General features: G+C 48.4%; 19 protein-coding genes, 1 tRNA gene and 6 pseudogenes. 9 read left to right on the top strand and 17 right to left on the bottom strand.

The annotated features are described in order from the left end of the window. The first annotated feature begins 3 nt into the window (after nt 1-3). A complete protein-coding gene (locus FA91_RS18145; protein ID WP_034918044.1) occupies nt 4-1,038 on the top strand; it encodes an ADP-ribosylglycohydrolase family protein in 1,035 nt (344 codons plus the stop codon). Further along, nucleotides 1,016-1,987 carry a PfkB family carbohydrate kinase gene (locus FA91_RS18140; RefSeq protein ID WP_034918042.1) on the top strand — a complete coding sequence of 324 codons (972 nt, stop codon included), beginning with the start codon at nt 1,016-1,018 and terminating at the stop codon, nt 1,985-1,987. The genes FA91_RS18145 and FA91_RS18140 overlap by 23 nt, the downstream gene beginning before the upstream one ends. Here FA91_RS18140 and FA91_RS18135 read toward each other — a convergent pair. Continuing rightward, nucleotides 1,974-2,714, bottom strand: coding sequence for a GntR family transcriptional regulator (locus tag FA91_RS18135; RefSeq protein ID WP_034918040.1), 741 nt, complete (start codon nt 2,712-2,714; stop codon nt 1,974-1,976). The genes FA91_RS18140 and FA91_RS18135 overlap by 14 nt on opposite strands. Before the next feature lie 159 nt (nt 2,715-2,873). Between FA91_RS18135 and FA91_RS18130 the strand changes: the two genes are divergently transcribed. Then, nucleotides 2,874-3,869, top strand: coding sequence for an acyltransferase (locus tag FA91_RS18130; RefSeq protein WP_034919536.1), 996 nt, complete (start codon nt 2,874-2,876; stop codon nt 3,867-3,869). A 56-nt stretch (nt 3,870-3,925) separates the two neighbouring features. Here the strand turns inward: FA91_RS18130 and FA91_RS18125 are convergent, their stop codons facing one another. Continuing rightward, nucleotides 3,926-4,846, bottom strand: coding sequence for a helix-turn-helix domain-containing protein (locus FA91_RS18125; protein ID WP_034918037.1), 921 nt, complete (start codon nt 4,844-4,846; stop codon nt 3,926-3,928). Between the two features lies 1 nt (nt 4,847). Continuing rightward, the gene (locus tag FA91_RS18120; protein WP_034918036.1) at nt 4,848-5,390 is read right to left on the bottom strand and encodes an isochorismatase family protein; all 543 of its coding nucleotides are present in this window, start codon (nt 5,388-5,390) and stop codon (nt 4,848-4,850) included. A gap of 177 nt (nt 5,391-5,567) precedes the next feature. Here FA91_RS18120 and FA91_RS18115 point away from each other — a divergent pair. The 6 genes and pseudogenes from FA91_RS18115 to FA91_RS18090 all read left to right on the top strand — a co-directional run bounded on the left by FA91_RS18115 (nt 5,568) and on the right by FA91_RS18090 (nt 11,959). Continuing rightward, nucleotides 5,568-5,662 (top strand) — tRNA-Sec (locus tag FA91_RS18115). Between the two features lie 162 nt (nt 5,663-5,824). Further along, on the top strand, nt 5,825-7,015 hold the full coding sequence (locus FA91_RS18110; protein ID WP_034918033.1) for an integrase arm-type DNA-binding domain-containing protein: 1,191 nt from the start codon (nt 5,825-5,827) through the stop codon (nt 7,013-7,015). Continuing rightward, entirely contained in the window at nt 7,005-8,045 is a 1,041-nt protein-coding gene (locus FA91_RS18105) for a pentapeptide repeat-containing protein (RefSeq protein WP_034918032.1), read from the top strand. The genes FA91_RS18110 and FA91_RS18105 overlap by 11 nt, the downstream gene beginning before the upstream one ends. Continuing rightward, on the top strand, nt 8,027-8,716 hold the full coding sequence (locus FA91_RS18100; protein WP_082212614.1) for a nucleotidyltransferase domain-containing protein: 690 nt from the start codon (nt 8,027-8,029) through the stop codon (nt 8,714-8,716). The genes FA91_RS18105 and FA91_RS18100 overlap by 19 nt, the downstream gene beginning before the upstream one ends. 468 nt (nt 8,717-9,184) lie before the next feature. Then, nucleotides 9,185-9,527, top strand: a pseudogene (locus FA91_RS18095) (winged helix-turn-helix domain-containing protein); the annotation flags it as partial. A gap of 263 nt (nt 9,528-9,790) precedes the next feature. Next, on the top strand, nt 9,791-11,959 hold the full coding sequence (locus FA91_RS18090) for a hypothetical protein (RefSeq protein ID WP_034918025.1): 2,169 nt from the start codon (nt 9,791-9,793) through the stop codon (nt 11,957-11,959). 83 nt (nt 11,960-12,042) lie between these two features. On the opposite strand, the gene FA91_RS18085 is transcribed toward FA91_RS18090, so the two are convergent. From FA91_RS18085 to FA91_RS18030, 14 genes and pseudogenes are all read right to left on the bottom strand, one after another. After that, nucleotides 12,043-12,246, bottom strand: coding sequence for a hypothetical protein (locus FA91_RS18085; protein ID WP_034918022.1), 204 nt, complete (start codon nt 12,244-12,246; stop codon nt 12,043-12,045). A 176-nt stretch (nt 12,247-12,422) separates the two neighbouring features. Next, nucleotides 12,423-12,986 carry a hypothetical protein gene (locus FA91_RS18080; protein WP_034918020.1) on the bottom strand — a complete coding sequence of 188 codons (564 nt, stop codon included), beginning with the start codon at nt 12,984-12,986 and terminating at the stop codon, nt 12,423-12,425. 432 nt (nt 12,987-13,418) lie between these two features. Continuing rightward, nucleotides 13,419-13,835, bottom strand: a pseudogene (locus FA91_RS20870) (RHS repeat-associated core domain-containing protein); the annotation flags it as partial. A 282-nt stretch (nt 13,836-14,117) separates the two neighbouring features. Next, nucleotides 14,118-14,558, bottom strand: coding sequence for a hypothetical protein (locus tag FA91_RS18070; protein ID WP_231566785.1), 441 nt, complete (start codon nt 14,556-14,558; stop codon nt 14,118-14,120). Then, nucleotides 14,546-15,355, bottom strand: a pseudogene (locus FA91_RS21115) (RHS repeat-associated core domain-containing protein); the annotation flags it as partial. The pseudogene FA91_RS21115 and the gene FA91_RS18070, both read right to left, overlap by 13 nt. An 83-nt stretch (nt 15,356-15,438) precedes the next feature. Further along, nucleotides 15,439-15,768, bottom strand: a complete 330-nt coding sequence (locus FA91_RS18060; RefSeq protein WP_034918017.1) for a hypothetical protein — start codon at nt 15,766-15,768, stop codon at nt 15,439-15,441. A 410-nt stretch (nt 15,769-16,178) separates the two neighbouring features. Next, a pseudogene (locus FA91_RS18055) lies at nt 16,179-16,856 on the bottom strand (RHS repeat-associated core domain-containing protein); the annotation flags it as partial. A 396-nt stretch (nt 16,857-17,252) separates the two neighbouring features. After that, nucleotides 17,253-17,594 (bottom strand): barstar family protein, encoded by a 342-nt coding sequence (locus FA91_RS20665; RefSeq protein WP_072032321.1) that lies wholly within the window; start codon nt 17,592-17,594, stop codon nt 17,253-17,255. Further along, nucleotides 17,594-17,884, bottom strand: coding sequence for a ribonuclease domain-containing protein (locus FA91_RS21400; RefSeq protein WP_231566784.1), 291 nt, complete (start codon nt 17,882-17,884; stop codon nt 17,594-17,596). Before FA91_RS21400 ends, FA91_RS20665 begins: the two co-directional genes overlap by 1 nt. Before the next feature lie 69 nt (nt 17,885-17,953). After that, a pseudogene (locus tag FA91_RS21485) lies at nt 17,954-18,415 on the bottom strand (RHS repeat-associated core domain-containing protein); the annotation flags it as partial. 296 nt (nt 18,416-18,711) lie between these two features. Next, nucleotides 18,712-19,143 carry a hypothetical protein gene (locus FA91_RS18045; protein WP_034918011.1) on the bottom strand — a complete coding sequence of 144 codons (432 nt, stop codon included), beginning with the start codon at nt 19,141-19,143 and terminating at the stop codon, nt 18,712-18,714. 1 nt (nt 19,144) lies between these two features. Continuing rightward, nucleotides 19,145-20,083, bottom strand: a pseudogene (locus tag FA91_RS21245) (RHS repeat-associated core domain-containing protein); the annotation flags it as partial. 867 nt (nt 20,084-20,950) lie between these two features. Then, nucleotides 20,951-21,712 (bottom strand): pentapeptide repeat-containing protein, encoded by a 762-nt coding sequence (locus FA91_RS18035; protein ID WP_034919528.1) that lies wholly within the window; start codon nt 21,710-21,712, stop codon nt 20,951-20,953. A 5-nt stretch (nt 21,713-21,717) separates the two neighbouring features. Then, nucleotides 21,718-25,833, bottom strand: a complete 4,116-nt coding sequence (locus tag FA91_RS18030) for an RHS repeat-associated core domain-containing protein (protein WP_082212613.1) — start codon at nt 25,831-25,833, stop codon at nt 21,718-21,720. Nucleotides 25,834-25,842: the final 9 nt, after the last annotated feature.

Below are 25,842 nucleotides of genomic sequence, written 5' to 3'. Positions count from 1 at the left end.
GAGATGTCAGTAACGAAAGAGAGCCGCATTCTCGGCGCATTTTATGGCCAGGCGCTGGGCGATGCGATGGGCATGCCCTCCGAACTGTGGCCGCGCTCACGCGTGAAGCAGCATTTTGGCTGGATAGATCGCTTTCTGCCCGGCCCGGCGGAGAACAACGCGGCCTGCTATTTCAACGAGGCGGAGTTTACCGACGACACCTCAATGGCGCTGGCGCTGGCCGATGCCATTATCAGCTGCAACGGCGCAATTGAGCCGGAGGTGATTGGACGCAATATTCTGAACTGGGCGGAAAGCTTCGACGCCTTCAATAAAAACGTGCTGGGGCCAACCTCTAAAATCGCGCTTAATGCGCTGAAGAGCGGCACGCCGATCGCGGAACTGGCCAATAATGGCCTGACCAACGGCGCGGCGATGCGCATTTCGCCGCTCGGCTGCCTGGTGCCGCCGTGCAGCCTGAGCGATTTCATCGACGACGTCGAACGGGCCTCCAGCCCGACGCACAAGGCGGATGTGGCTATTGCCGGTGCGACGACCATTGCCTGGGCGGTATCGCTGGCGGTGGAGGGCGTGAGCTGGTCGCGCATCCGGGATCAGCTGCCCGCGATAGCGAAGGCGGCGCAGGAAAAACGCGTGACCACTTTCAGCCCGTCGATGGCGGCGCGCATTGAACTGGCGCTGCGCACCGTCGAGCGCGCTGCCGGCGTGGAGCAGGCGATGGAGCAGGTTTATCAGCTGATCGGCGCAGGTACCGCCACGATTGAATCCGTTCCGGCCGCGATTGCCATGGTTGAACTGGCGAAAACCGATCCCACGCGCTGCGCCATTCTTTGCGCCAACCTGGGCGGCGATACCGACACCATCGGCGCGATGGCGGTGGCGATTTGCGGCGCGCTGCACGGCGTGGAAGCGATTGATCCACAGCTTAAAGCGCAGCTCGACGCGGTGAATCAGCTTGATTTCAGCCGCTACAGCCGCGCGTTTCTGCTGTTCCGACAGCAACGTGAGGAGGCATATGGTCACGCTTCCCGATCCTGATTCGCTGAGCGCGCGCGATGCGGTCTGCGTGATAGGCGCCGCCGTGGTTGATGTGATCGCCGATGCGTATTCGCTGCCTCATCGCGGCAGCGATATCGAACTGCATCAGCAGGGCGTCAACGTGGGCGGCTGCGCGCTCAACGTGGCGATTGCGCTGCATCGTTTAGGCGTGCAGGCCACCAACGCGCTGCCGATCGGCCAGGGCACCTGGGCCACCATCATCACCCAAAAAATGGCGGAGTACGGTATTCATTCGCCGCTGCGGACCGACAAAGGCGATAACGGCTGGTGCCTGGCACTGGTGGAACCGGACGGCGAGCGAACCTTCCTCTCGGTCAGCGGCGTGGAAAATCAGTGGGATGCCGCGATGCTCGCGCAGCTCAGCCTGCCGTCAGGAAGCTGGATTTACCTTTCCGGTTACCAACTGACGGCGGCCAGCGGCGAAACGCTGCTCGCCTGGCTGGAGACGCTGCGCGACGTACGGCTGTTTATTGATTTCGGCCCGCGGCTGGCCGATCTCTCCGACGCGTTTTTCCATCGGCTGATGGCGCTGAGTCCTGTGGTGACGCTGAATCGTCAGGAGGCGGCGCTGATTGGCGAACGTCTGCCGGGCGCGGTGGCGGACGGCGCTGAGCTGCTGGCCTGCTGGCGTGAGCACTTCAGCAGCCCGCTGATTGTGCGGCTGGACAGCGAAGGCGCGGGTTATGTTTCGATGAGCGAGTCCGGCTGGGTGCCCGCTTTCCCTGCCGAGGTGGTGGATACCATTGGCGCGGGCGACAGCCACGCGGGCGGCGTACTGGCCGGGCTGGCGTCCGGCTGGTCGCTGGCGGCGGCGGTAACGCTGGGAAACGCGGTGGCATCTTACGTGGTGGCGCATCGCGGCGGCGACTGCGCGCCGAAAAAAGAAGATCTGGCCGGGCTGTGGCGGCGCAACGCTACCCGGCGATAAAGGTGTACATGTCGCTGCGGCAGTAGCTGATGCTGTACTCCAGCGGCGCGTTCTGCGCGTCAAGGGCAAGCTGGCTGATCACCAGCACCGGCACGTTTTCCGGCAGCGCGATCAGCGCCAGCATCTCTTCATCGGGCATGCGGGCGCTGACGCGGCTCTGCGTCGTCACCGGCGTGATGTTATGCTGGCGGAAGTAGTCATACAGGGAGATACCGATGTCGTCCGCGTGAGCGATCAGTGCGGCGGGTACCCAGGACTCTTCAACGGAAACCGCCTGTTCGTCCACGTAGCGAATGCGTTTGAGCAGAAAGACCTCGCTGCCGGGTTTCAGCTTCAGCCAGCTCGCGATCTCTTTTGTGCAGCGGATAATGCTTTTATTAATCCACACCGTGTCCGGCGTTTTCCCTTTAAGCACCACCTGCTGCGAGAAACCCTTTGGCTCTTTGAGCGAATACTCCATCTGACTGACGATTTGCGTGCCGTAGCCTCGCGCGCGTTTCACCACGCCTTCCTGCTCCAGCTCGGCCAGCGCTTTACGCACGGTAATGCGGGAAATTTCCAGATACTGACTGAACTCGCGCTCGCTCGGCAGAATATCTTCCTGACGGAGCGCGCCGCTGCGCACTTCGCTTTTAATCACCGCGGCGAATCGCTGATAAAGCGGCTTTTTCGCTTTTACGGAGAGATGCTGTTTGAGCTTATCGAGCAGCGGGGCGGAATCTTTCATCGGGAGTAGCGTCAGTTGATTTTTAACAATAATACGCGCAATTCGCCGACAGCGGTACTGGCGAGGCAGGCGCTGTCCGAAATGTGATGTGAAAAGTTGTTGAACCTGTCCGGCGCGGTTAACCTCATTACGCGTTGTGGCACGGAAACTGAGGAAAAAATGACGGAAAAGATTGGCTGGATAGATAATTTACGTGCCGTGGCCTGCCTGATGGTGATTATGATCCACACCACGACCTGGTACGTGACGAACGCCCCGGCGGTTGCCGAGCACACCTGGGATCTCTCTAATCTTCTTAACTCTGCTTCGCGCGTCTGCGTGCCGATCTTTTTTATGATTTCCGGCTACCTGTTCTTTGGCGAACGCAGCGCGCAGGGACGGCATTTTCTGCGTATCGTGCTCTGCCTGCTGTTCTACAGTGCGGTGGCGCTGGCCTATATTACCTGGCTCACGCCGATCAGCGAGGGTCTTTCTGTCAGGCATCTTTTGCAGAAGCCGGTGTTCTATCACCTGTGGTTCTTTTTCGCCATCATCGTCATTTATCTGCTTTCGCCGCTGATTCAGGTCAAGCCGGTCAGTGCGGGCTATCTGGCGATTATTGTGCTGCTGTTGGCGGTGCTGGCAAACCCGAACACCGTTGAAAAATCGGTCGGCCCGTTCCAGTGGTTGCCGATCAACCTTTACATCAGCGGCGACAGTTTTTATTACGTGCTCTATGCGCTGTTTGGCCGGGCGATTGGCATGATGAACACGCGCTGGCGTGGCGTAAGCGGGCTGGCTGTCGTGGTGTTTATTGCCAGCGTGGCCGCCATCGCGCTGGGAACGAAAAAGCAGATGGCGATAAACGGCGCCTTCGCCGATACCTGGTATCTCTACTGCGGCCCGGCGGTGTTTGTTGCGGCGGTCAGCCTGCTTATTCTGTTTAAAAACTGCATTAATCAGCGGCCTTTACCGTTTTTAGCGACCATTTCCCGCCATTCCCTGCCGATTTACGGCTTTCATGCGCTGTTTATCCATTTTATGCGCACGCATGGCCTCGATCATACCAGCCGCCCGCTGATCGATATCCCGCTGGTCTTCGCCATTACGCTGGCAGGCAGCCTGCTGTTATCGGTCGCGTTACAGAAAATGGATACGCGGCGGCTGGTGAGCTGAAGACGCGAAAAAACCACCGCCTGTAACAAGGAAATGAACGGCGGCGCCTTGTCAGCTCAGGCGTGCCATCGCTCCAGCGCCCGCCTGAGCTGACGTGATGATGAAAATCCCGCCGACAGCGCGGCCCGCTCTGCGCCTTCTCCCTGTTCAAGACGCTGGCGGGCAATGGCCAGCCTGAGCTGCTCGTGGTACTCCCGCACGCTGATGCCCAGATGCTGGCGAAAAAGCCGCGTCAGGTGTCGCGCGCTGACGTGAACGCGGTGGGCGACCTCTTCCAACGGCCAGTCCCGCTCCGGCTGCGCCAGCAGCAGATCCTGCGTGCGATGGATCGCCGGATTGATATGATTGCGATAGCGCAGCCACGGCGAAAGCTGAGGATCGTCGCCGGAGCGGCGGAACCATACCACCATCTCGCGCGCAACGCTCAGCGAGGCCTGCGCCCCGCACAAACGATGGATAAGGTGCAGCGACAGATCGATCCCCGCAGTAATGCCCGCGCTCGACCAGATACCGCGATCTTCAATAAATATCCGATTTTCCCTGACGATCGCTGCCGGTTCGGCCTTTTTCAGCCTGTCGATAATATTATGATGCGTGGTGCACTGCACGCCATGCAGCAGGCCGCTCTCTGCCGCCAACAGCGTGCCGGAGCAGATGCAGACCAGCGTGATATCACCCGCGTGAATAGCGGGCTGCTGGCGCATCAGCCAGTTCCGCGCAATGGCGGCCTGCGGCGTGGCTAAGGCGATAGCGGAGTTTGCCGCGCCCGGCACCACCAGCAGGCTGCCGGCGGGCAGGCTTTCCGGTAAAGGTTCAACGCGGCCAATAACCATATTGGTGGAGGTAAGCACGTTTTCGTCCGGGCCGATATAGCGCAAACTGAACGCCTCGCCTGCCTGCATCAGCGTTTCCGCCGGGCCGGTGATATCCAGCGTCATGACGCCGGGCAGCGTTAAAAACCAGACCGGAAAGGTCATCTCAGTTCAGTTCCTCAAGGCAATCCGCCACGCGGCGAATGCTGGCGAAGCGGTTAATTAATACGCTTTCGGTACGATGACGAAGATCCGCCACGCTCAGCGTAATACCGTTGTGCGTTATCGGAAACGTCAGCGTCGCCTCGGTAACAAACGTTACTCTGAATCCTGAATCAGACGCCACGCGGGCGGTGGTTTCACAGCACTGTTCGGTGCAGATGCCGCTGATGATCAGATGGTCGATTTGCTGTTCACGCAGCCACGGTTCCAGGCCCGATTCGGTTAACGCGTTGTGCACATGTTTCTGTACGCTTTTCACCGGCTGATGGTTGAGAAAGGGCAGGCGTTGTACCAGCCCGGACGCCAGCGAAAACGGGCCGCTGTCGCTGACGTGAAAGACATCGACCACCGGCACGTCGCGCGTCTGGCAGCCCGCAATCAGCGCCGCGAGGCTGCGTTCAAAGGCGGGCGCTTCCGGCGTTTCCCGATAGCCACGATGATAGAAGGACTGCTGCGCGTCAATCACTAAAAGTACGGTACGGGACATTTCTGGACTCCTGCCTGATTTAAGATAACTCAAGCATCGCAGGGAAGGGTGCAGGTAAGAAGGCCAAAAACGGACACGATAGTGCACCGGCAGGACAATCCGCCGTGCAGCCTGCGATCGGACAGAAAAGCTGATTTCAGCGCGACGACGATGCTATAATCAGCGCCGCTTCCCAAAGGAAGATCGTCGTCTCCGGTGAGGCGGCTGGACTTCAAATCCAGTTGGGGCCGCCAGCGGTCCCGGGCAGGTTCGACTCCTGTGATCTTCCGCCACTATTCTTCCGCACCCTTCCGAGATTGTTTTTAATTTCCTTTAAAAACAACAAAATGAATTAACAATCCATCCGTATAGGTCCTACTACATCTGCCAGAATCCACGACAAATGTGTATAGTGATGCGTATAGGATTTTTATACACACTTTAGACTTATACACATGGCTCTTACAGACATACAAATTAGACGCGCAAAACCCCAAGAAAAGCCTTACACCCATAGCGACGGTCTCGGCCTGGCTTTACTCATTAACCCTGATGGCAGCAAAGGCTGGCGCTTCCGTTACCGATTCAACGGTAAGGCAAAGTTAATGTCGTTTGGCTCCTATAGCCTCGTTTCACTCGCTGAGGCACGCGAAAAACGCGATATCGCGCGCAAGCAGGTAGCAAATGGCGTTGATCCGGTTGAGGAGCGTAAGGCCCAAAAACTGGCAAAACAGCTTTCGGCAGAAAACTCTTTCGAGGCCATTAGCCGGGAATGGCACACGAACAAGGCGGACCGCTGGACCGTTGCTTACCGAGACGAGATTATTAAGACCTTTGAGCAGGATGTTTTCCCATTTATCGGCAATCGTCCAATCTTAGAGATTAAGCCACTTGAGCTTCTTGAGGTGCTGCGTCGTATTGAAAAGCGCGGAGCATTAGAGAAAACGCGCAAGGTGCGAAAACGCTGTGGGGAGGTGTTTCGTTATGCGATCATCACTGGTCGGGCTCAATACAACCCTGCACCGGATCTGGTTGTAGCTCTTTCAACTCCTTCACAGAAGCATCACCCTTATTTATCGTCGGATGAGCTTCTCCATTTCGTTAAGGATCTTGAAGCTTACACTGGAAGTCTAATTACGAAAAATGCTACAAAGATTGTAATGTTGACCGGAGTAAGGACACAAGAGATGCGTTTTGCAACTTGGAGTGAGGTCGATTTAGAAAAAGGGTTATGGGAGATTCCTGCCGAGCGTATGAAGATGCGCAGGCCTCACACTGTGCCTCTATCCACTCAAGTGATTGAGATTTTTAAGCAACTTAAGCCTCTCACGGGCCATTATCCATATATTTTTATCGGTAGAAACAACCGCAGTAGACCAATCAGTAAGGAAAGTGTCAATCAAGTAATAGAGTTAATTGGATATAAAGGAAGACTTACCGGTCATGGTTTTAGGCATACTATGTCAACAATATTACATGAGAAGGGTTTTGAGGGCTCTTGGATTGAAACCCAGTTAGCGCACCACGATAAAAATCGTATTCGTGGAATTTACAATCATGCACAATACATTGAGCAGCGATGCAAAATGCTCCAATGGTACGCAGATAACTACTATTTCAACAGTGAACAAGACTATGGAAGTTAGACAACACAGACTAAAAAATTACTGGGATGTTATTTATGACCCACAAATAAACCTCAGTCAATTTGCTGAAATAGACTTGAAGGATGTCAACAGAAATATTTGGCATCGTTACAGGCTTCTTGATTTCTCAAAGTTAAATGACACTAATAGCATATCATGCAAGTTAGATAAACAGAACTTTCAAGAGTGTGATTTTTTTGGGGAAAGCAAAGGAAACAAAATAAACTTTTCAAATTGCAAATTCGAAAAAGTATACTTTGGTTATGGTTTATTTAAAAACGTAAAATTTCAAAAATGTGACTTCATAAAATGCAGCTTTAACATGGCTAAATTCATTGACTGTCAGTTTATTGACTGTAGGTTTGATGACATTTCATTTTCTGGCAACGAGACAATTTTCCAAAACACATTAATAAACTCAAAAAGAATAGTAAGTGCTGCATTTTTAAATGTTGATGAAGATGTACTAAAACAATATGCAACCACAGTCGATTATCAAAAGAAACGCTTTGAAAATACCAAGGCAAAATTCGCAAAAAATCTTTTGGTATCTGTCAGTTCAACTACAGATGATGACCTTTATTACAATGCCGTAAAGACATATCTTATATCAAGAAGTAAGGCTAAGATTGAAAAGTTCCAATACGGAGCAAAAGAAGCCGACAAGGGTCGCATTAGAAAAATAAGCTACCAAGTAAGAGCGATTACTTCAATCACAGAGCTATTAATCCTAAGAGTCTCAGGATTAATAAATGATTGGGGGAATAGTATATTAAGAGCATTGATAATTGGCGTTGCCATGATCTTTATTTTTGCCATAGGATATTACTTCCTTATAAACACTAGTGCCGTTGGAGCCATAATAAAAAGCATAGATATAACATTGCTTGCTGGTTATACGAAACACGTAACAAAATTAACACCAGTATACCAACAGATCGTGATGCTTTTCAATATGATACTTGGGCTTTGGTGGTATGCTATAATGATACCCACGCTTATAAATAGAATATGTGTATCACGACAATGAAAATATTATGCTTAGCACTCTATGGCAGTTGTGCTCGTGGAGACCAGACACAAGGATCTGACATTGATCTCTTTGCGATCCATGACCAAAATGAATATAGAATGACCATCAGTGGAAATGTAAATACTGCACTATATCCTGAGAAAAAAGCATTGCAAATGATGCGCTCAGGAAGTCTCTTTGCCTTACACCTAAAAATGGAATCCAAAGCTATCTTTAATGAAGACAAACTCATTAGTATTTTTGAAGAATTCAAGTTCAAAAAAAACTATCAATACGAAATATTGATGGCCGCAAAATTAGGAAGGGACACTCTTTCACTTAGTGAAAAAATAAAAAACAACTACATGTTCAACAGGAAAATCTCGTGGTGTGTAAGGACCATCTTAATCGCATCCTCAGCACAAAACAGACACCCCATTTTTTCAAAAACAAGGTTAACTCAATCACTTAATCATTGGGGCGTAGACAAAAGTAATGCATTAAAACTTTTAGAACTAAAAAACAACACTAAAAAAGACAACACCACTTACTTAATCGCAAAAAGATTTTTTGATAACTTCGTATCAGAACAACAAACCATAATTTCAGAAATTGAAAATGATAGCTTTTACAAAAAAAGCATAAAGGCAATGTTGTCAGACGCATCCCACCATGATGACAGTTACTAAATATCTTCTGTCTGGACTTTGACATGTTGCTCTCAGGAATTATTAGTTCTTTTTTTAAATTTCACTACATGGAGCCGGCATCAATATGTTGACTCCTTTTCCATCAATTCAAACAGTCTCCTCTCGATTTATATCATCTTCATTACACTTTTAAGCCTTTGCGCGCTCTCGTACCCCTGCCACGCCTGCCCGCTTTATTAAGTGGTTTTCATGCACATGAATGAAGGGGCTTATGCCCCGCCACGGCTGGGCTGATATGCCGTTTCTGAGTGCCTGAGACTCATGCGTTTTCATGCAGCATAGACATGCAGTCTAGAGAAGGACAGCCAGCCAGGAAAAAGGGGCGAAAAAAAACCGGCGCAGTGGCCGGTTCAGACTTGAGCAATAGGATTTCAGGTGGGTGATTGTTGCCGGTTGGACAGGGTACTGGCAGAAGCGTATCTGCCCAGCGTCTGCGGCTGACGCGCCGCGCTCAGCGTTTCCGTTGGGGATTCTGATCCTGCTGGCTTCTGTGGCTACCTGTTTGCGACCGCCGAGCCGAACGGCCTGCACATGGGTAACGCCAGCGTCCGGCCCCTGCAACCCCGTCGCTACCTCTATCACGCCTATCTGGCGTATATGAAGGCCAACGGCTATCGCAACCCGCTCAGCATGAAGTCGTTCAGCCAGGCACTGGAAAGCATCCTGCGCGAGTACGGGCTGAACTACCTGAAGCGTCGCACGAAGTCCGGCATACAAACTAACCTCGTCCTGCTGGACGACAGTAACGCCGACTGGCTGCCCTAAGTGCGACGAAGCGGCAGCGGCATGACTCACTGAACCGGCGAAAGCCGGTTTTTTTACGCCCATGCTTCACCACCGGTGAAGGATATCCGTCACCCTTCACCCATTCATCACCATCTAACCAACTGTTTAATATGTGTAAAAATGAATGGTGAACAGTGTGAAGGATTACTCATAAAATCTTTATCTCTTCGTACCAACCTTTTGCAAAATGGATTATGTTAGTAATGATTCCTTACAAGTCACAGCAAATCTCATATCATCACTGATATTTAAACAAAAGGACCTAAGATGAATAATCTTATTGTTGATTTAGAAAACTGCTATGGGATTAGAAAATTAACCCATGAATTTGACTTTAATAATTGCAATACATTTAGTATTTACGCTCCAAACGGATTCATGAAAACGTCATTTTCAAAAACATTTAAAGACCATCAAAATAATCAAGAAACTAAGGATTTAGTGTTTACTGATAGAGCATCTAAAAGGTTAATCCTTGATGAAGAAAGCTCCGTCATTAATCCAGAAAGTATATTTGTTATTGACTCTTACAATGAATCATACTCATCAGAAAAGGCATCACTCTTACTCGTAAACAATACTTTGAAAGAAAGATACATCTCAGCCATAAAAGATTTAGAAGAGAAAAATACTTCATTAATCAAAAAACTCAAACAGCTATCTGGCATTAATAGTAAAAACCAATCCCCAACAGAAGAATTGTGCCAATCCTTTAGTGTTCCTCATGACAAGTTGTTTGAGCTATATGAAACCTTATCACACTTAGAAAAAAACAAAGAATTAAGCAGCATCATTTACACTTCAGTATTTAATGAGAAAACTTTAAAATTCCTAGATGATAAAGAAGTCAAGCAGCGGTTTCATGAGTATATAGATAGATATAACGATCTAATATCTGCATCTCCCGTTTTAAATAGAAATTTCAATCATTATAATGCTCAACAAGTAACCAAGAATTTATCCGATAACGGTTTTTTTAAAGCCAGTCACTTTGTCACTATAAAAAATGGTGAAAGCAACATTGAAATAAAGGACCCTGGAGAGCTTGACAGGTTAATTAAAGAGGAAAAAAGCAAAATACTTAAAGATGAGTCACTTTCTCGCTCATTCGAACAGATTGATAAAAAATTAAGTAACGTTGAGTTAAGAACATTTAGAGATTATCTATTTGATAATAGAGAGCTGCTCCCTAAACTATCAGATTTAAATAAACTGAAAAGGGAAATTTGGCTTTCATATATAGCCGACAATGAAGATTTACTTCTAGATGTCATTAAAGCTTATGAGGCCTCTAAAGATGTCATCAATGAAGCATCAAAACAAGCTGTGGCCGAGGAAACACAGTGGAAAAAAGTTGTGCGTATATTCAATAAAAGATTTCACGTTCCCTTCAAGCTTAGCATAGAAAATCAATCAGATGTTATCTTAAATGGTAAGTCACCTCACGTATCATTTGATTTCTCTGATGAAACAGAAATGGTCAAGATTCAGAAAAATGCGCTATTACAAGTTCTGAGCCAAGGAGAGAAAAGAGCATTATACATCCTTAACTTACTATTCGAAGTGAATGCCAGGATTAGCTCTAACATTGAATCCTTATTCATAGTTGATGATATAGCTGATTCTTTTGATTATAAAAACAAATATGCAATAATAGAATACTTTAAAGAGATTTGTGAAAATCCGATTTTTAAAGTGATATTTCTTACTCATAACTTCGATTTTCATAGAACTATTTCTGGAAGATTAAGCATTAATAGGGAAAACAGATTAGTAGTTCATAAAGAGAACAGTTCGCTAAATTTAACCATAGAAAAGTATCAAAACAACCCGTTTGTATATTGGAAAGAAAACATCAACATTAGAAAATTTTACATAGCATCAATACCTTTTGTGAGAAATCTATGTGAATACTGTGGCAATAACAAAGACTTTGAAAGCCTCACATCACTCTTACACTCCAAAAAAGACACTGGGAACATATTAGTCTCTGACCTTGAGATAATTTATAAAAATACTCTTATAGATAAATCTCAACTTGTTTTATCAGAAGGTGATAGAGTTGTTAAGTGTATTATTTTTGAAGAGGCGGAGGATATTTATAATAGAAGAGCTCAAAATGCAGATCTTGAATCAAAGATTATAATTGCAATAGCTATAAGATTACTTGCGGAATTCTTCATGAAAGTAAAAATAGATGATGAAATTTTCCTCTCATCAATTAGCAAAAATCAAACAATTGCTCTCTACAGGAAGTTCATCGAGTTGAAGCCAGCAGAATCTGAAGCTATTGCACTACTCACGCAAGTTAACTTAATGACTCCAGAAAATATCCATTTAAACTCATTTATGTTTGAACCTATCCTAGATATGTCATGTGAACATCTATATGCTCTTTATGGTAGTTTGAAGCAGCTTTTAGATGATTCCATTTAAATCTGTATTCTGGTCTTGCATGGGGCAAAAGGAAGCGCCCCTACAACTATGTATAGATTTGTGTATAGAAAGTAAAAGAACAATTAGATTAACATTTCGAATACAATGAGTTGAATCAAAAAAACGACTCCTGTGATCTTCCGCCACTCTTTGTCTTTGCATATTCCAGCAAAATCCTTTTTTCCGCCGCCGTTCTGCACGTTGTGATGAATATCTTCACGGAACCATTTGGGCGCGCGGTCGTAAACGAAGCCGCTGCTGAGCAGCGGTAAATCATTCTCCAGCACCTGCCGGCCAGTCAGTCGTCCCAGCCGATCGTAGTTGAAGCTGCGAGTAACCGCGTCGGAAAGTGCTCGCTGGTACGGCGTCGCTTTAGAGAGATATTATTAATACATCGTTACTAGCATCTATAATGAAATATGTTTAAAAAATCATATCGTTAAATTTTTTAATGCCATTCTATTTACGAATGTTGCCAAAAGCCTGCCACAACTTGTTCATCCATGTTTTTGTACAAATACAATGCACCGTATCCGAATATATAGTTTCCATTAATCAAGTCATTTGGATAAAAATCTTCATCAATTTGAATCCAGAAATTGTAATCATCTTTCTCGAGATTCTCGTAATAATAGCTTTCATCTTGTATTAAGGAAGGCGCGCTAGCTTTAGTAATAAAATCAAAGCTATCATCTCCAGCCTCATTATAGCCGACTATATTACTTTTATTAATATGCCCGATAGTATAGTCCGCATTGTTACTTTCTATAGACGGTTCATGTAAAAAAACTTTCACCGAGCAATTTGGATAAATATTGTTATTAATCATCTCTTCATAGTCTTCAGGAACAAAAACAGTTACAAAGATCAGTGGGTTATCAGGAGACTGGAATGTCAGATAGAACTTCATTAGTTTTATATGCTCTAATTTATCCTGAAAAATATCAGGAATGTTACCTCCAATCCTTCCAATGATCTTGCCGTTATTCAAGTTATCAATAGCAGCTAACAGTTTAATTTTTTGCATTTTATTAACCCATTTTCATTGGCGAAGTTTATAGCTTCATCTCTAAGAGAAATTGCTACTTTAGTGGCAAAAAAATTTAGCATTTTTAGATTTCCATCCCCTACTACTTACGAGATCTTCGTAAATGCCTCTACGAGTTATCGCAGTATTCATGTTGATATTTTGTAGCGCAGTCTGGCTCTTCAAAAAGTTCGGATTATGTAGGCCGTACTTCGCTTGCAGTTTTTATATCATTTCATGCATCATATTTTCTTGCAAAGCTATTGCCGGGTTAGATGCCGCAGTTTCGGACATTTTACCAAAAATTGCACCATTATTTCTTAACCAGGCATTTTGCAGTAGCTCATGCGCTGTCAGTCCGTCTTTTACATGTAAAGCGCTTCCGTAATCCGTAATTTCAAACTCATTAATTAAACCTAATGGATCACACTACATTTGAGCATTCGGCGCATACTGGTAAACATTCAACCCACCCGCCAGCCCAATCGGATCCTGACTGATATAGCCTGCTGTGGCCGGGTCATAGTACCGGTAGCGGTTATAGTGCAGGCCGGTTTCGGCGTCAAAATACTGCCCCTGGAAGCGCAGCGGGTTGTCGATGCGGCTGGCGTAAACCGCGCCTTTCTCACCTCAGATGCCGGTTTTCTCTGACCAGACGATTTCACCTGCCGGCGAGGTCAGCCGCACCGGTGCGCCGTTCGGGTCGCAGTGATAGTGCCAGCTCTGCTTTTCGCCCGCATCCTGCGTCAGCAGCGTCAGCAGCGCCAGCGGCCGAAAGCCACCGGGGTAACAGATATATTCGCGCATGCCGCCGAACAGTGCCACCTGGGTTTTCTGCCGCGTCAGCCTGCTATTAAGCCAGCCCGTTTCCATGGCGGTCGATGTGAATACCCGCCGCGCTGCTGTTCGTCTTACAGCTAGGTGACTGCCCGTTGCGTCCCGCACGCCTGTAAGCACGTGGCCCGCAATGTCAGTGAGGTATCTTAGAGTGCCCTGTCTACGATACGACACTGTCTAGTCATTTATAATTAAGCATCCAAAATTATAGATGACACATAAATATTATATATTAGAAATATAAAATATTTTCACTATAAAATCTCTATGTTAGAAATTGCATAGAAAATATAGCTAAGCATTCAATATTTTCTTGAATTCATTGTATAATGTAAGGCAAAATTTAGAACTTTCTACAATTTCGGGCAGTACTAATACATAATAAAAAATATTATTGAAATTTAGGTTTATATCGTAGGGTTCAAAATCCGATTTATCTTCATATTCAAACAAAGTTGCTAAGCCATGTAAGTCTGCATTTTTAGCTTCTACACTAAAGCAACCCATACCATCCATATCAATGTTATAGCCATTATTTAAATGATGTTCGAACATATTTTTATCTTTAAAGAAAAAAAGAGATGTCTCATCCATTGCACTATAATAGTTAGATTGATAATTTATTTTACCCATTTCTTTTTTCAACAATGAAAAGACTTCATTAATTGGTTTATTCGAATAAAAGCCATATAAGATTCCGGTCCATTCTGCCATTTTCCCTCCTAATTTTTGCATGTTGCATTACCATGTTCAATATCATGCCTCAATTTATTGCCAGCATCTCTGAGTTGAATGTTCTCATGTATATAAAGTCTTTTAACTCCATCCTGCCTGTCTATCCTTTTTACTTTATCACTATCAATCTCAAACGATACGTAATGAGAGATTTTATCATTTGTTAGCCCCATTTGCCCTCTGGCTCGCGATGAATCTAGCTGTTCCGGAGTCATCATTGTTACATAAACAGCTTTGGGTTTTCCTGAAATAGCCCCCCTGCTTCGCTTACCGGGGTCGCTCATATTAATAACGCCAGAACCTATAATACCATTATATCCCTCACGGCTTGTATAATGATAAACGCGGACAATATCCAGACCCCATGGATCAACCCAGCTTAACGGATTCGGCCCATAAGCATAAACATTCAGCCCACCCGCCAGCCCAATCGGATCCTGACTGATATAGCCCGCTATGGCCGGGTCATAGTACCGGTATCGGTTATAGTGCAGGCCGGTTTCGGCGTCAAAATACTGTCCCTGGAAGCGCAGCGGGTTGTCGATGCGGCTGGCGTGAACCGGGCCTTTCTCGCCCCAGACGCCGGTTTTCTCTGACCAGACGATTTCACCTGCCAGCGAGGTCAGCCGCACCGGTGCGCCGTTCGGGTCGCAGTGATAGTGCCAGCTCTGCTTTTCGCCCGCGTCCTGCGTCAGCAGCGCCAGCGGCCGAAAGCCACCGGGGTAACAGATATATTCGCGCATGCCGCCGAACAGCGTCGCACGGGCTTTCTGCCGCGCCAGCCTGCCGCTGCCAGTCAGACGGCCCGTCGCAGCCGTAGCGGACGGCCACGCCGGTCGGGTCGAATCGCCAGCTTCTTACCCGGCTTTCTCCATTTTATTTATGGCATTAATCTCTTAATATCATCAACAGTCAAATTAAAACTGTCTATTACATTAGTGTTTAATCCTAAATCAAGATCGCTATTTATTTTATTTAGCCAATGATAAAATTTTACAAATATAGCCTCATTTTCATATGTCAGTTCCATAAAACCAGAGTCAGCATGTGATAACTCTAATGAGTTTATAATAAATTTAAAACCATCTATATCCCTAGTTAATTCAGCATGTTCAACGCCCATTAACTCATTAATCAACAGAGATTCATCCGAAATGTCCATAATTGTAGGAAGTGACGAAACTTTATTTTTTATCTCTTGCAATTTCATATAAAAACCTTAGTAAGGTGAACCATCAAGAGGAAGATGAGCACCATTAGGATCTGATTTAAACTTTCCCAATGTGCCATCGGTTCTAAACACCTCTCCAGTCGAAGTATTTTTCATGCTTGCTGTAGGACTATTTGCGGCATTGGAATTTGGAAATTTAGCTGTCGCCGACGGATTAGCGCCATGATCGTGTACGATATAACTACCTGCATCATATTTAAACCCACCACCAGGGAATTTGGCAGGATCGTGCCCCATGTGTTGGGGGTTCCTCCTTGATTTGCCCAAGCGTCAATATCAGCCTTATTAATTCTACCGTTTTTTACTAAGTCAGAAGGATCTGTTGGTCGTGTAGTGAAGCGTCCTGTTTCATTATTACGCCAACGATTCGATTTAGTATCTAAAGAACAACTTAAACCCAGCGGATCAACCCAACCCAGTGGATTCGGCCCATAAGCATAAATATTCAACCCGCCCGCCAGCCCAATCGGATCCTGACTGATATAGCCTGCTATGGCCGGGTCATAGTACCGGTAGCGGTTATAGCGCAGGCCGGTTTCGGCGTCAAAATACTGTCCCTGGAAGCGCAGCGGGTTGTCGATGCGGCTGGCGTGAACCGCGCCTTTCTCGCCCCAGACGCCGGTTTTCTCTGACCAGACGATTTCACCCGCCGGCGAGGTCAGCCGCACCGGTGCGCCGTTCGGGTCGCAGTGATAGTGCCAGTTCTGCTTTTCGCCCGCGTCCTGCGTCAGCAGTGCCAGCGGCCGGAAGCCGCCGGGGTAACAGATATATTCGCGCATGCCGCCGAACAGTGCCGCCTGGGCTTTCTGCCGCGCCAGCCTGCCGCCGGTGTCGAACAGGCTCAGCGCTGCCAGCGGCGCGCCGGTGGCGGTGACCGTTTCACCCGCCAGCGCGTCATCCTGCCAGTAAAACCAGCGCGTTTCCGTGGCGGTCTGTTTGAATACGCGTCGTCCCAGTCCGTCGTAGCCATAGCGCACCAGGCTGTCGCCTTTGCGTACCGCCACCAGCTGGCGGTTATCGTCCCAGACAAAATCCTTTTTTCTGCCGCCGTTCTGCACGTCACGGCGCACCATGCCATCCGGCGGTCGTGCGACCCAGCCGTAGCGGGTGATCTGGACATAATAGTCGCGCTATATCGTCACCCTGCCCTGCCCAGCGCAGTTTAGTTAATTATCTTGTTACAATAAAAAAACGCTCTTAATAAGAAAAAAGAAAGTGGCTGTTTTTCGGCGTAATGATTATTGATGTTTCATCAGAGGGTAAGAAGAAATAATTCCAGTACTCTCTCAAAAGATTATACGGCGTTACACATAAATATTTCGCACTAAAGAAAAAAAGACTGTTATCGCTCTTACTATTTAATATACAGGATATCTCATGAGAAATTATAACAGGTTAACCTGATCATAAATCTGGTGAATATTAATTATAAATCGCCGAGAATATATCCTCCACAGCAGCATTTAAATATCACTTGATTGATTTAATAAAATAACAATTGCATCTTTATCTTTCAAATAAGTGCATCGATAGTTAACATATTGAATAGATGAAAAAAAAGTATTTGCTATTTCGCTATTTTTATAATTTAAACCATTTACTTCCAGTAATAATATTTCATCTTTTTTTAATGTAATGGAGGTCATTCCATCTTCTGGATAACGCAAGCTTGTTAAGCAATCAATAAAGGCATGCGTATTTTTTCCATAAAAATCAGGAAAGCCAAAGGATTCTTTCATCTTATTATGAAAATCATCTATTGTTTCTAATGTGGAAAAGTCTATGGACAATTTCTTTGTTTTCATTACTTCCATCCCCCAAGGTCAATCTCTATAAACGAATTGTAATGATCATGACTGTAATAGGCCTTACCTGTTCTTTTGTCAACAACGAGGCGTCTTGAACCTCGATTGCTAATACCCGGCGTTTTAACTGTCCATTCAGTATATGGCCCGCTTCCAGTATCTAATCGCTGACTATCTGGGCTTATTTCATGAGAGTTTCTAAAAGGAATACCATCTCTTGAAGTAGCAGGGCGATTTAACTTTATATTATCTTTAGTATTTTGGATTTCTCGCATTTCTTTAGGAGTCATACGATGGCCCCATTTATGTCTAATGGCGGCATGAGCCTGTTTAGGATTCTTGACTGAATGAGTACATTTTAGACCCAAGGGATCAATCCATGTCAACGGATTCGGCCCATAAGCATAAACATTCAACCCACCCGCCAGCCCAATCGGATCCTGACTGATATAGCCTGCTGTGGCCGGGTCATAGTACCGGTAGCGGTTATAGTGCAGGCCGGTGTCGGCGTCAAAATACTGCCCCTGGAAGCGCAGCGGATTCCCGATGCGGCTGGCGTGAACCGCGCCTTTCTCACCTCAGACGCCGGTTTTCTCTGACCAGACGATTTCACCCGCCAGCGCGTCATCCTGCCAGTAAAACCAGCGCGTTTCCGTGGCGGTCTGTTTGAATACGCGTCGTCCCAGTCCGTCGTAGCCATAGCGCACCAGGCTGTCGCCTTTGCGCACCGCCACCAGCTGGCGGTTATCGTCCCAGACAAAATCCTCTTTTTCGCCGCCGTTCTGTACGTCGCGGCGCTGGCGCAGCTCCCCGGCGCGGTTCCGGCAGTATACAGATACAGATGCAGCGGCTTACCGCTGCGCAGCCGTTCGTTGATTTTGCATCCATACACCTCGCGGATCTGGCCGTCGGCGTGATAACCGGCACGATCAGCGAACCGGTAAGATGTTTATGCCCGCTTTCCCGCATCATGCCGACGCCCCGCAACCGGGTGCCCGGTCATGGTGAGGATCGATGAAGGTCGTCTGATCCTGACCGTAGCACCGCAGGCTGGCAGCTAAAATAAAAAAGCCGGAAGGGTCGTGGGGATCGCTTCCGGCTTATTTCATCTCAGGCTTTATAATTCAAAGAACCATTCTATAAAGGCGTTAAAATCCTTCCATTGTGGCTTGATATTTCCAGATTTAAAGTCCTCTAACTCTTTACCTAAACTTAATTCTGCCACCTCACCAGTTTTTTTATTATAGAAAAAGCCATTTTCGCCTTCAAAACTATCAAGCGGAATAAACTCATCATTCAAACCCAATACATTATTGGTTCTTTTTAAATTCAGATCATAAGTTGAATTTAATATAAACCAACCAAGCTGATATATTTCTTTCTGGCGACTGTAAAAGGTGGGGCCATCTTCAGCGTGAATATAAAAAAAATAAATATCAGATGATTGATCTATATCCAACTTACCAAGTGCATTTTTATAATCTTCGGATGCGTCATCAAACCACCACCCTTTATTTTTTAGATGTTCTTTAACTTTCTGAGATAACATATTAACCTCTACAGTTGGTTTTTAGGTTTCGCCTATGTAGTTCACTTTCACCACGTTGCCGCCAGTAACTATCACGATCGTTATTGAAGCTATCTCTATTTACAGGATTTGTTGGGTGTGGGTTCGGCAAATGAGGATACAATGCATTTGTTCCGTAATATTTTTGATGAGTTTCTGCTGAAAGTTCAAACAATGAGCCCAATCCATTTTGTTTAGAGTGATGAAGATTTATCTGGGAATATTTCCCGTTTTTAACGACAAACGGACTTTTACCTTCTAACGCTAAATCCAGGTTTGTTTTAACTCCGTTTCGTGTATTAACAGGTAAATCCCAATCAATTGCCTGCTGGTAAACAGTGTGCGTACTGCTCGATGGAGCATTGAATACCGATGGTGTAAAGAAGTTGCTTAAACCTAACGGACAAATCCATGTCAACGGATTCGGCCCATAAGCATAAACATTCAGCCCACCCGCCAGCCAAATCGGATCCTGACTGATATAGCCCGCTATGGCCGGGTCATAGTACCGGTAGCGGTTATAGTGCAGGCCGGTGTCGGCGTCAAAATACTGCCCCTGGAAGCGCAGCGGGTTGTCGATGCGGCTGGCGTGAACCGCGCCTTTCTCACCTCAGACGCCGGTTTTCTGACCAGACGATTTCACCCGCCAGCGCGTCATCCTGCCAGTAAAACCAGCGCGTTTCCGTGGCGGTCTGTTTGAATACGCGTCGCCCCAGTCCGTCGTAACCATAGCGCGCCTGGCAGTCGCCTTTGCGTACCGCCACCAGCTGGCGGTTATCGTCCCAGACAAAATCCTCTTTTTCGCCGCCGTTCTGTACGTCTCGGCGTATCACACCGTCCGGCTCGGTGTGGTCGGTGAGGCGACCTGCTGGGTCGTAAGCAAAATGATCATCGCCCTGTAAGTACCCCACAGGTTGTCTTCATCGTGCCTGCGGCTGGCATAGACAAGGTGTAAGGACGTTTTTGCTTATGAGTGGCGAAGGCTTTGCATCCGGTCATCCTTTTATGCGCGAACTCACGACTGCACCGCAGTTTGGTGCTGCTCTGTTTAACTCGTCTGCTATTACGAATTTCTCGACACCAGCGGTCTACATTAGCTGCGAATGTATAAGCTGGGATCTTAGTCATTCCGGTTCGTAAAAATCATCGTATTCTAAATAGTACTTAATAGCATAGATGTAATTGTCAATGTCTGAGCTTGCATTGACTTGTCTCTGGAAATCGATAACACTTTGAAACGTTTGCACGTCGAGCAACTGAACCATATCATATTTTTTCGCTATTACTGGTAAATGCGTTTCTTGATCAGCTATATCTTCAAGCTCATCATCTCCCTCCAGGTAAAGGATTTCTGCTTTATTAGAATCTGAATCCCATTTTTTCTTATTTACAAAAAGAGCGCCATCCCAATTCAGTTCATCGTTTTTTTTGTTAATAATTCACCCAGTGAATTTATGATTTTCAATTTTTAACTCTCCAGCTATTTATATTATGACCTGGAACTTGTACCACCACCCCACCTGTTATGTCCACCAATGCCGTTAGGATGATAGTCTAAGTGCCGCGAACGATGATCTTCCATATCAACTAATTGTAGTAATCCTCCCACGGAACCATGATGATGCCAGGTTGTGCCTTTAAATGCTTTTTCTCTCAAAGTATCTAACCTTGTTGGTGAAACATATTCATATATACCAGGATATTTAACTTCGAGATTAGCCTATTAATCAGAATCATTCTTCGTAGCACAGTAAAACTGTCTGTTTGACGCACTAATTTTATTTATTTTTCATATATCATCCACTCCCAAAAACTTGAAGAAATTCTCTACAAAAATATCATTATATGTTTTTTCCATTTGTTTAATATTGAAGATGTATTGTTCAGTATTACTTAGTTTATTTATCTTTCGAATTAATAATTTTTTATCATCGCCAGATAAACTTTCATCCTTGCTTAACATTTCCAAAGCAATTTTTACTCGCTTAGAAAGTTGATCAATGTATAAATGATTTTTTAACTTTGGTGGAATACAGTGAGTCAGGTCGCAACCTATAAAAACGGCACCTTCAAGTATACAGCTTTCAAAACTTGCCAGCAATTTTTCTTTACCCTTACCTTCGAAAGTAATATCCACTAGTTTTCCAGTGAAAGTACAGTTAATAATATTTGATGGTTTTAGGGTTCGACCATTAATTTTACACTTGATAAATACACAATCAATAAATTTAGCATTTTCCATTGTCATTCCTCTCATATCACAAGAGGCAAATTCGCATTTTATAAAAACAGCTTCGTCTTTTCCAATGCCAATGGCCCGTAAGTCTGAATGAATAAACTTACACATTTCAATAGTACAGTCAGAAAAAAATCTTGTGTTAGAAAGATCACATTCATCAAAAATAACGTCGTCAAGCTTACAATTAATAAATATAGGTGAGCCAACATTAGATCTTTTTATAGTTGCTTGACTTATAGATTGTTTTTCATATCTGACTATATCAAAAAAAAGCTCATTTTCTACTGAAATGTTAGACTCAAGATTTCTCATAAATATCACCATATTATGCCTTCATAATCTGTGCCGTAGTAAGGATCATATTTTAATTGATGACGACCTTTTTCCCAATCTCTTTGGGTCGTTAAATCCCACCATTGCCCCTCATTCTCACCGACACCAATTACATCAGGCCCACGTTTGCCGTTTGGAGTTGTTTTTACTTTTCCAGCTAAATCAGGATCAGCATCCACCCTCGTCTTAAATTCCTTATCTATTTGCGATCCTACATATCTACGATAACGGGATCTGGCCTGACCGAAATCTCCTTTTTTAGCAGCCCGAAATATTGCATCGCGTTGGTTGACCGATAACATTCGCTGTGGATCACTATATACTTTTCTACGAGCGGCTGATGCATGCTCCATCAGCCTGTCTGTCGTTGTCTGACAAGTTAGTCCAAGAGGGTCTATCCATCCTAATGGTTCGGGCCCATAAGCATAAACATTCAACCCACCCGCCAGCCCAATCGGATCCTGACTGATATAGCCCGCTATGGCCGGGTCATAGTACCGGTAGCGGTTATAGTGCAGACCGGTTTCGGCGTCAAAATACTGCCCCTGGAAGCGCAGCGGATTGTCGATGCGGCTGGCGTGAACCGCGCCTTTCTCGCCCCAGACGCCGGTTTTCTCTGACCAGACGATTTCACCTGCCGGCGAGGTCAGCCGCACCGGTGCGCCGTTCGGGTCGCAGTGATAGTGCCAGCTCTGCTTTTCGCCCGCGTCCTGCGTCAGCAGTGCCAGCGGCCGGAAGCCGCCGGGGTAACAGATATATTCGCGCATGCCGCCGAACAGTGCCGCCTGCGTTTTCTGCCGCGCCAGCCTGCCGCCGGTGTCGAACAGGCTCAGCGCTGCCAGCGGCGCGCCGGTGGCGGTGACCGTTTCGCCCGCCAGCGCGTCATCCTGCCAGTAAAACCAGCGCGTTTCCGTGGCGGTCTGTTTGAATACGCGTCGTCCCAGTCCGTCGTAGCCATAGCGCACCAAACTGTCGCCTTTGCGCACCGCCACCAGCTGGCGGTTATCGTCCCAGACAAAATCCTCTTTTTCGCCGCCGTTCTGTATGTCGCGGCGCTGGCGCAGCTCCCCGGCGCGGTCAAACACGTAGCGCACGCCGTGATGAATGCCCTCACGGAACCAGCCGTCCGCGCTGCTGTTCATCCCGCGGGTTTCCGTTTGCAGATGGCTGCCCGTCGCGTCCTGCATGAAACGGCGCACCACGCCATCCGGCGCGGTATGGGCAGTCAGGCGACCAACCGGATCGTAAGCATAGCGATCGTCGCCCCACAGGCTGTCCTCGCGCAACGTCAGGTTGCCGGCGCGGTCGTAAACGAAGCCGCTGCTGAACAGCGGTAAATCATTCTCCAGCACCTGCTGGCCGGTCAGTCGCCCCAGCCGATCGTAGCTGAAGCTGCGCGTCACCGCGTCGGAAAGCTGCTCGCCGGTACGGCGTCCGGCGTCGTCGTAAGTAAAACGTATCGGCACATCGTCGTTAAGCTGCACGCTGTCCAGTCGGTCATGCTCATCGTAACCGTAGCGCACCCGGTGACCACTGTCGCTGTCGCGGCCGACTGTCAGCCCGCGCGCATCGTAGCCATAGCGAAGCTGGAAGCCGTCCTGCTCCTCCGTGAGTATGCGACCCGCCTCGTCGTAGCGCCAGGTCAGCCGACGCCAGGGGTTCTCGCACAGCACCATCCGTCCGCAGGGATCGTAGTGATACGTGGCCTGCAACGTATCGCCACTGCGCCGCTCGCGCAGGCGTCCGGCTTTGTCATAGCCGTAGCGCACTTCGCGTCCCAGCGGGTCTTCCCGGCGGATCAGGCGGCTGCCCCTGTCCCACCCGTAATGCGTTGCCTGACCATAATAGTCGCGCTCCGTCGTCACCCGCCCCAGCGCATCGCGGGTCAGTTGCCAGCGCTGGCCGTTCTGGTTGATCACCGCCAGCAGGCGATCTTCCGGGTCGTACTCATAGCCCAGCGTCGCGCCATCGGGCGTCTCACAGGCGGTAAGCATGCCGGTGCCGGAATAGCGGAAGCGGGTGACGCGGCCCTGCTCGTCGGTAACGTTCAGCGGCTGGTCTTCCCGATCCCAGGCGATACGCATTTCGCTGCCCACGGGGTCGACGGTCGCCACCAGGCGATCTTTGACGTCCCGGTAGTAGCGGGTGACGCCGCCGCCGGGGTCCAGCCTCGCCAGTAGCGTGCCGCGTGCCGAATGTTGGAAGCGTGTTGTGCCCGCGCCGGCATGGCTGGCGGCCGCGAGGAAGCCAAAGCGATCGTACGCATACTGCGTCTGCGGTGAACCGGGCACCTTCGCATCGCTGAGCTGCCCGAAGCGGTCGTAGCCGTAGCGGGCGGCCACGCCGGTCGGATCGATACCTGCCAGCAGATTGCCCCGCGCATCATATTCCGAGCGCCAGTTCGCGCCTTTCTGATCGGTCACTGACACCAGTTCGCCCGCGTCGTCCCAGGTGCCGCGAATGACGCTGCCGTCGGGCTGATATTCGGCAATCATGCGCCCCTGTTCATCGTAGTCCCAGCGGTGCGTACTGCCGTCCGGCGCGGTCACTTCAACCGTGCGGCCAAAGTCATCGTAACGGAATACCGTGTTGCCGCCCATCGGATCGATTTCCGATACCGGCAGGCCATTCTCATCAAAGGTAATGCGCGAGATATGGCCCAGCGAGTCGGTGATTTCCACTTCACCGAGCAGGTCGTGCCAGGCAAAGTGGTAGTCCCACACGCCGCCGTCGCCCCAGGCATGCACCACCTGCCAGGCCTCGTTGTACTGATAGTGAAAGCCCTGCCCGTTGCGATCGATATGGCTGACCATATGGCGCTGCTGATAATAAAAACGTCGTGGATGCGACAGCGCATCTGTTTCCGCACTGAGCTGTCCGTCAGCATCATATTCATAGCGGGTCAGCGGCGTGATCTCGCCGTCTGTCGTATTATGCAGACGCAGGGCATGCAGGCGGTTCTCCTGCTGCGTAACGAGGATCTCGCGTCCGGTGACGCCTTCATGCGTAAACTCGCGCAGGCACGCCAGTTCGCTGCCGTTCCAGTCGAATCGCCAGCCGTTGCCGTTACGATCGACAAGCGCCTGCACCTTCAGCCCACCCTGCTTGCCGCTGAAACAGATCTGCGAGCCACTCTCCTGTTCCACGCGCCAGTTCGTATTGCCATCACGGGTCTCACGCCACAGGCGGCTACCGTCCGGCAGCCCTGAAATGGCGTGCTCCCGCCCGTCCAACTGCGGCAGCGTGGCGAACAGCGTCATGCCTTCCGGCTGGGTGAGGAGGGCGATCTGCTCATCGGCCATCACCTCAAGGCGGATGTCAGCGGGCGTCGACCAGCCGTAACCGCACAGCCCTTCAACATCAAGGTCGGCGGAGGAGTAGGTGCGGTTCCATGCCAGCGGCAGGCGGCCGGGCAGCAGGAAGTCCTGATGTTCAAGGCTGACGCTGCCGTCGCGAATATCCACCGGCTCGGCGCGCAGCACCCGACACTTCAGGAAACCGGGGTCCATATTGCGGAACAGTTTTTTGCGAATCTGCCGGAATCGGCGCATGAACAGGCGCCACTGCGGCGTTTTTTTTAGCTTTTTCAGCCCCTTGCCAAGACCACTTAACCCGGCGCGCATTAGCAGTGCCATCAGGTTAATGGTTGGCGGGCCGCCCACGATCACGTTGTTCGGGATAGCCAGGTTAAAGGTCAGCGGCAGGGTCAGAGAGAGCGGCTTCGGTTTGGCGACGCGCTTCAATCGAAACGGCGGGATCATGCCGAGAATATTGCAGCTCAGCACCGGCATCCCGATGCGTGAAAAGGGTTCGCCGTCGACGGAGACGGTTTTGCTGCCCATAAACAGTTCGTCTTCGATTTGCGGGCCGCCCGGCGCTCGCAGCGGCGGGATCCACATCCCGCCTACCGGAATATGCACCGCCATTCCGCCCGTGCCGGCGCTGGCGCGCCTGATGCCGTTGACGTGCACCGTAGTGCCAATCAGCGGCAAATAATCGAACACGTCGAAGACAATGCCGATATGGGGCGTGGGCAACGGCCATGGATACGTGTGAATATCCAGCCCGAGCTGTGGATCGAAATGAGCGCCGGAGTGCATCGCTGACGC

Source organism: Erwinia sp. 9145 (genome assembly GCF_000745075.1).
Taxonomy (GTDB): domain Bacteria; phylum Pseudomonadota; class Gammaproteobacteria; order Enterobacterales; family Enterobacteriaceae; genus Erwinia; species Erwinia oleae.
The sequence above is the reverse complement of the archived record's forward strand: the minus strand, read 5'-3'. Positions and strand labels throughout refer to the sequence as shown.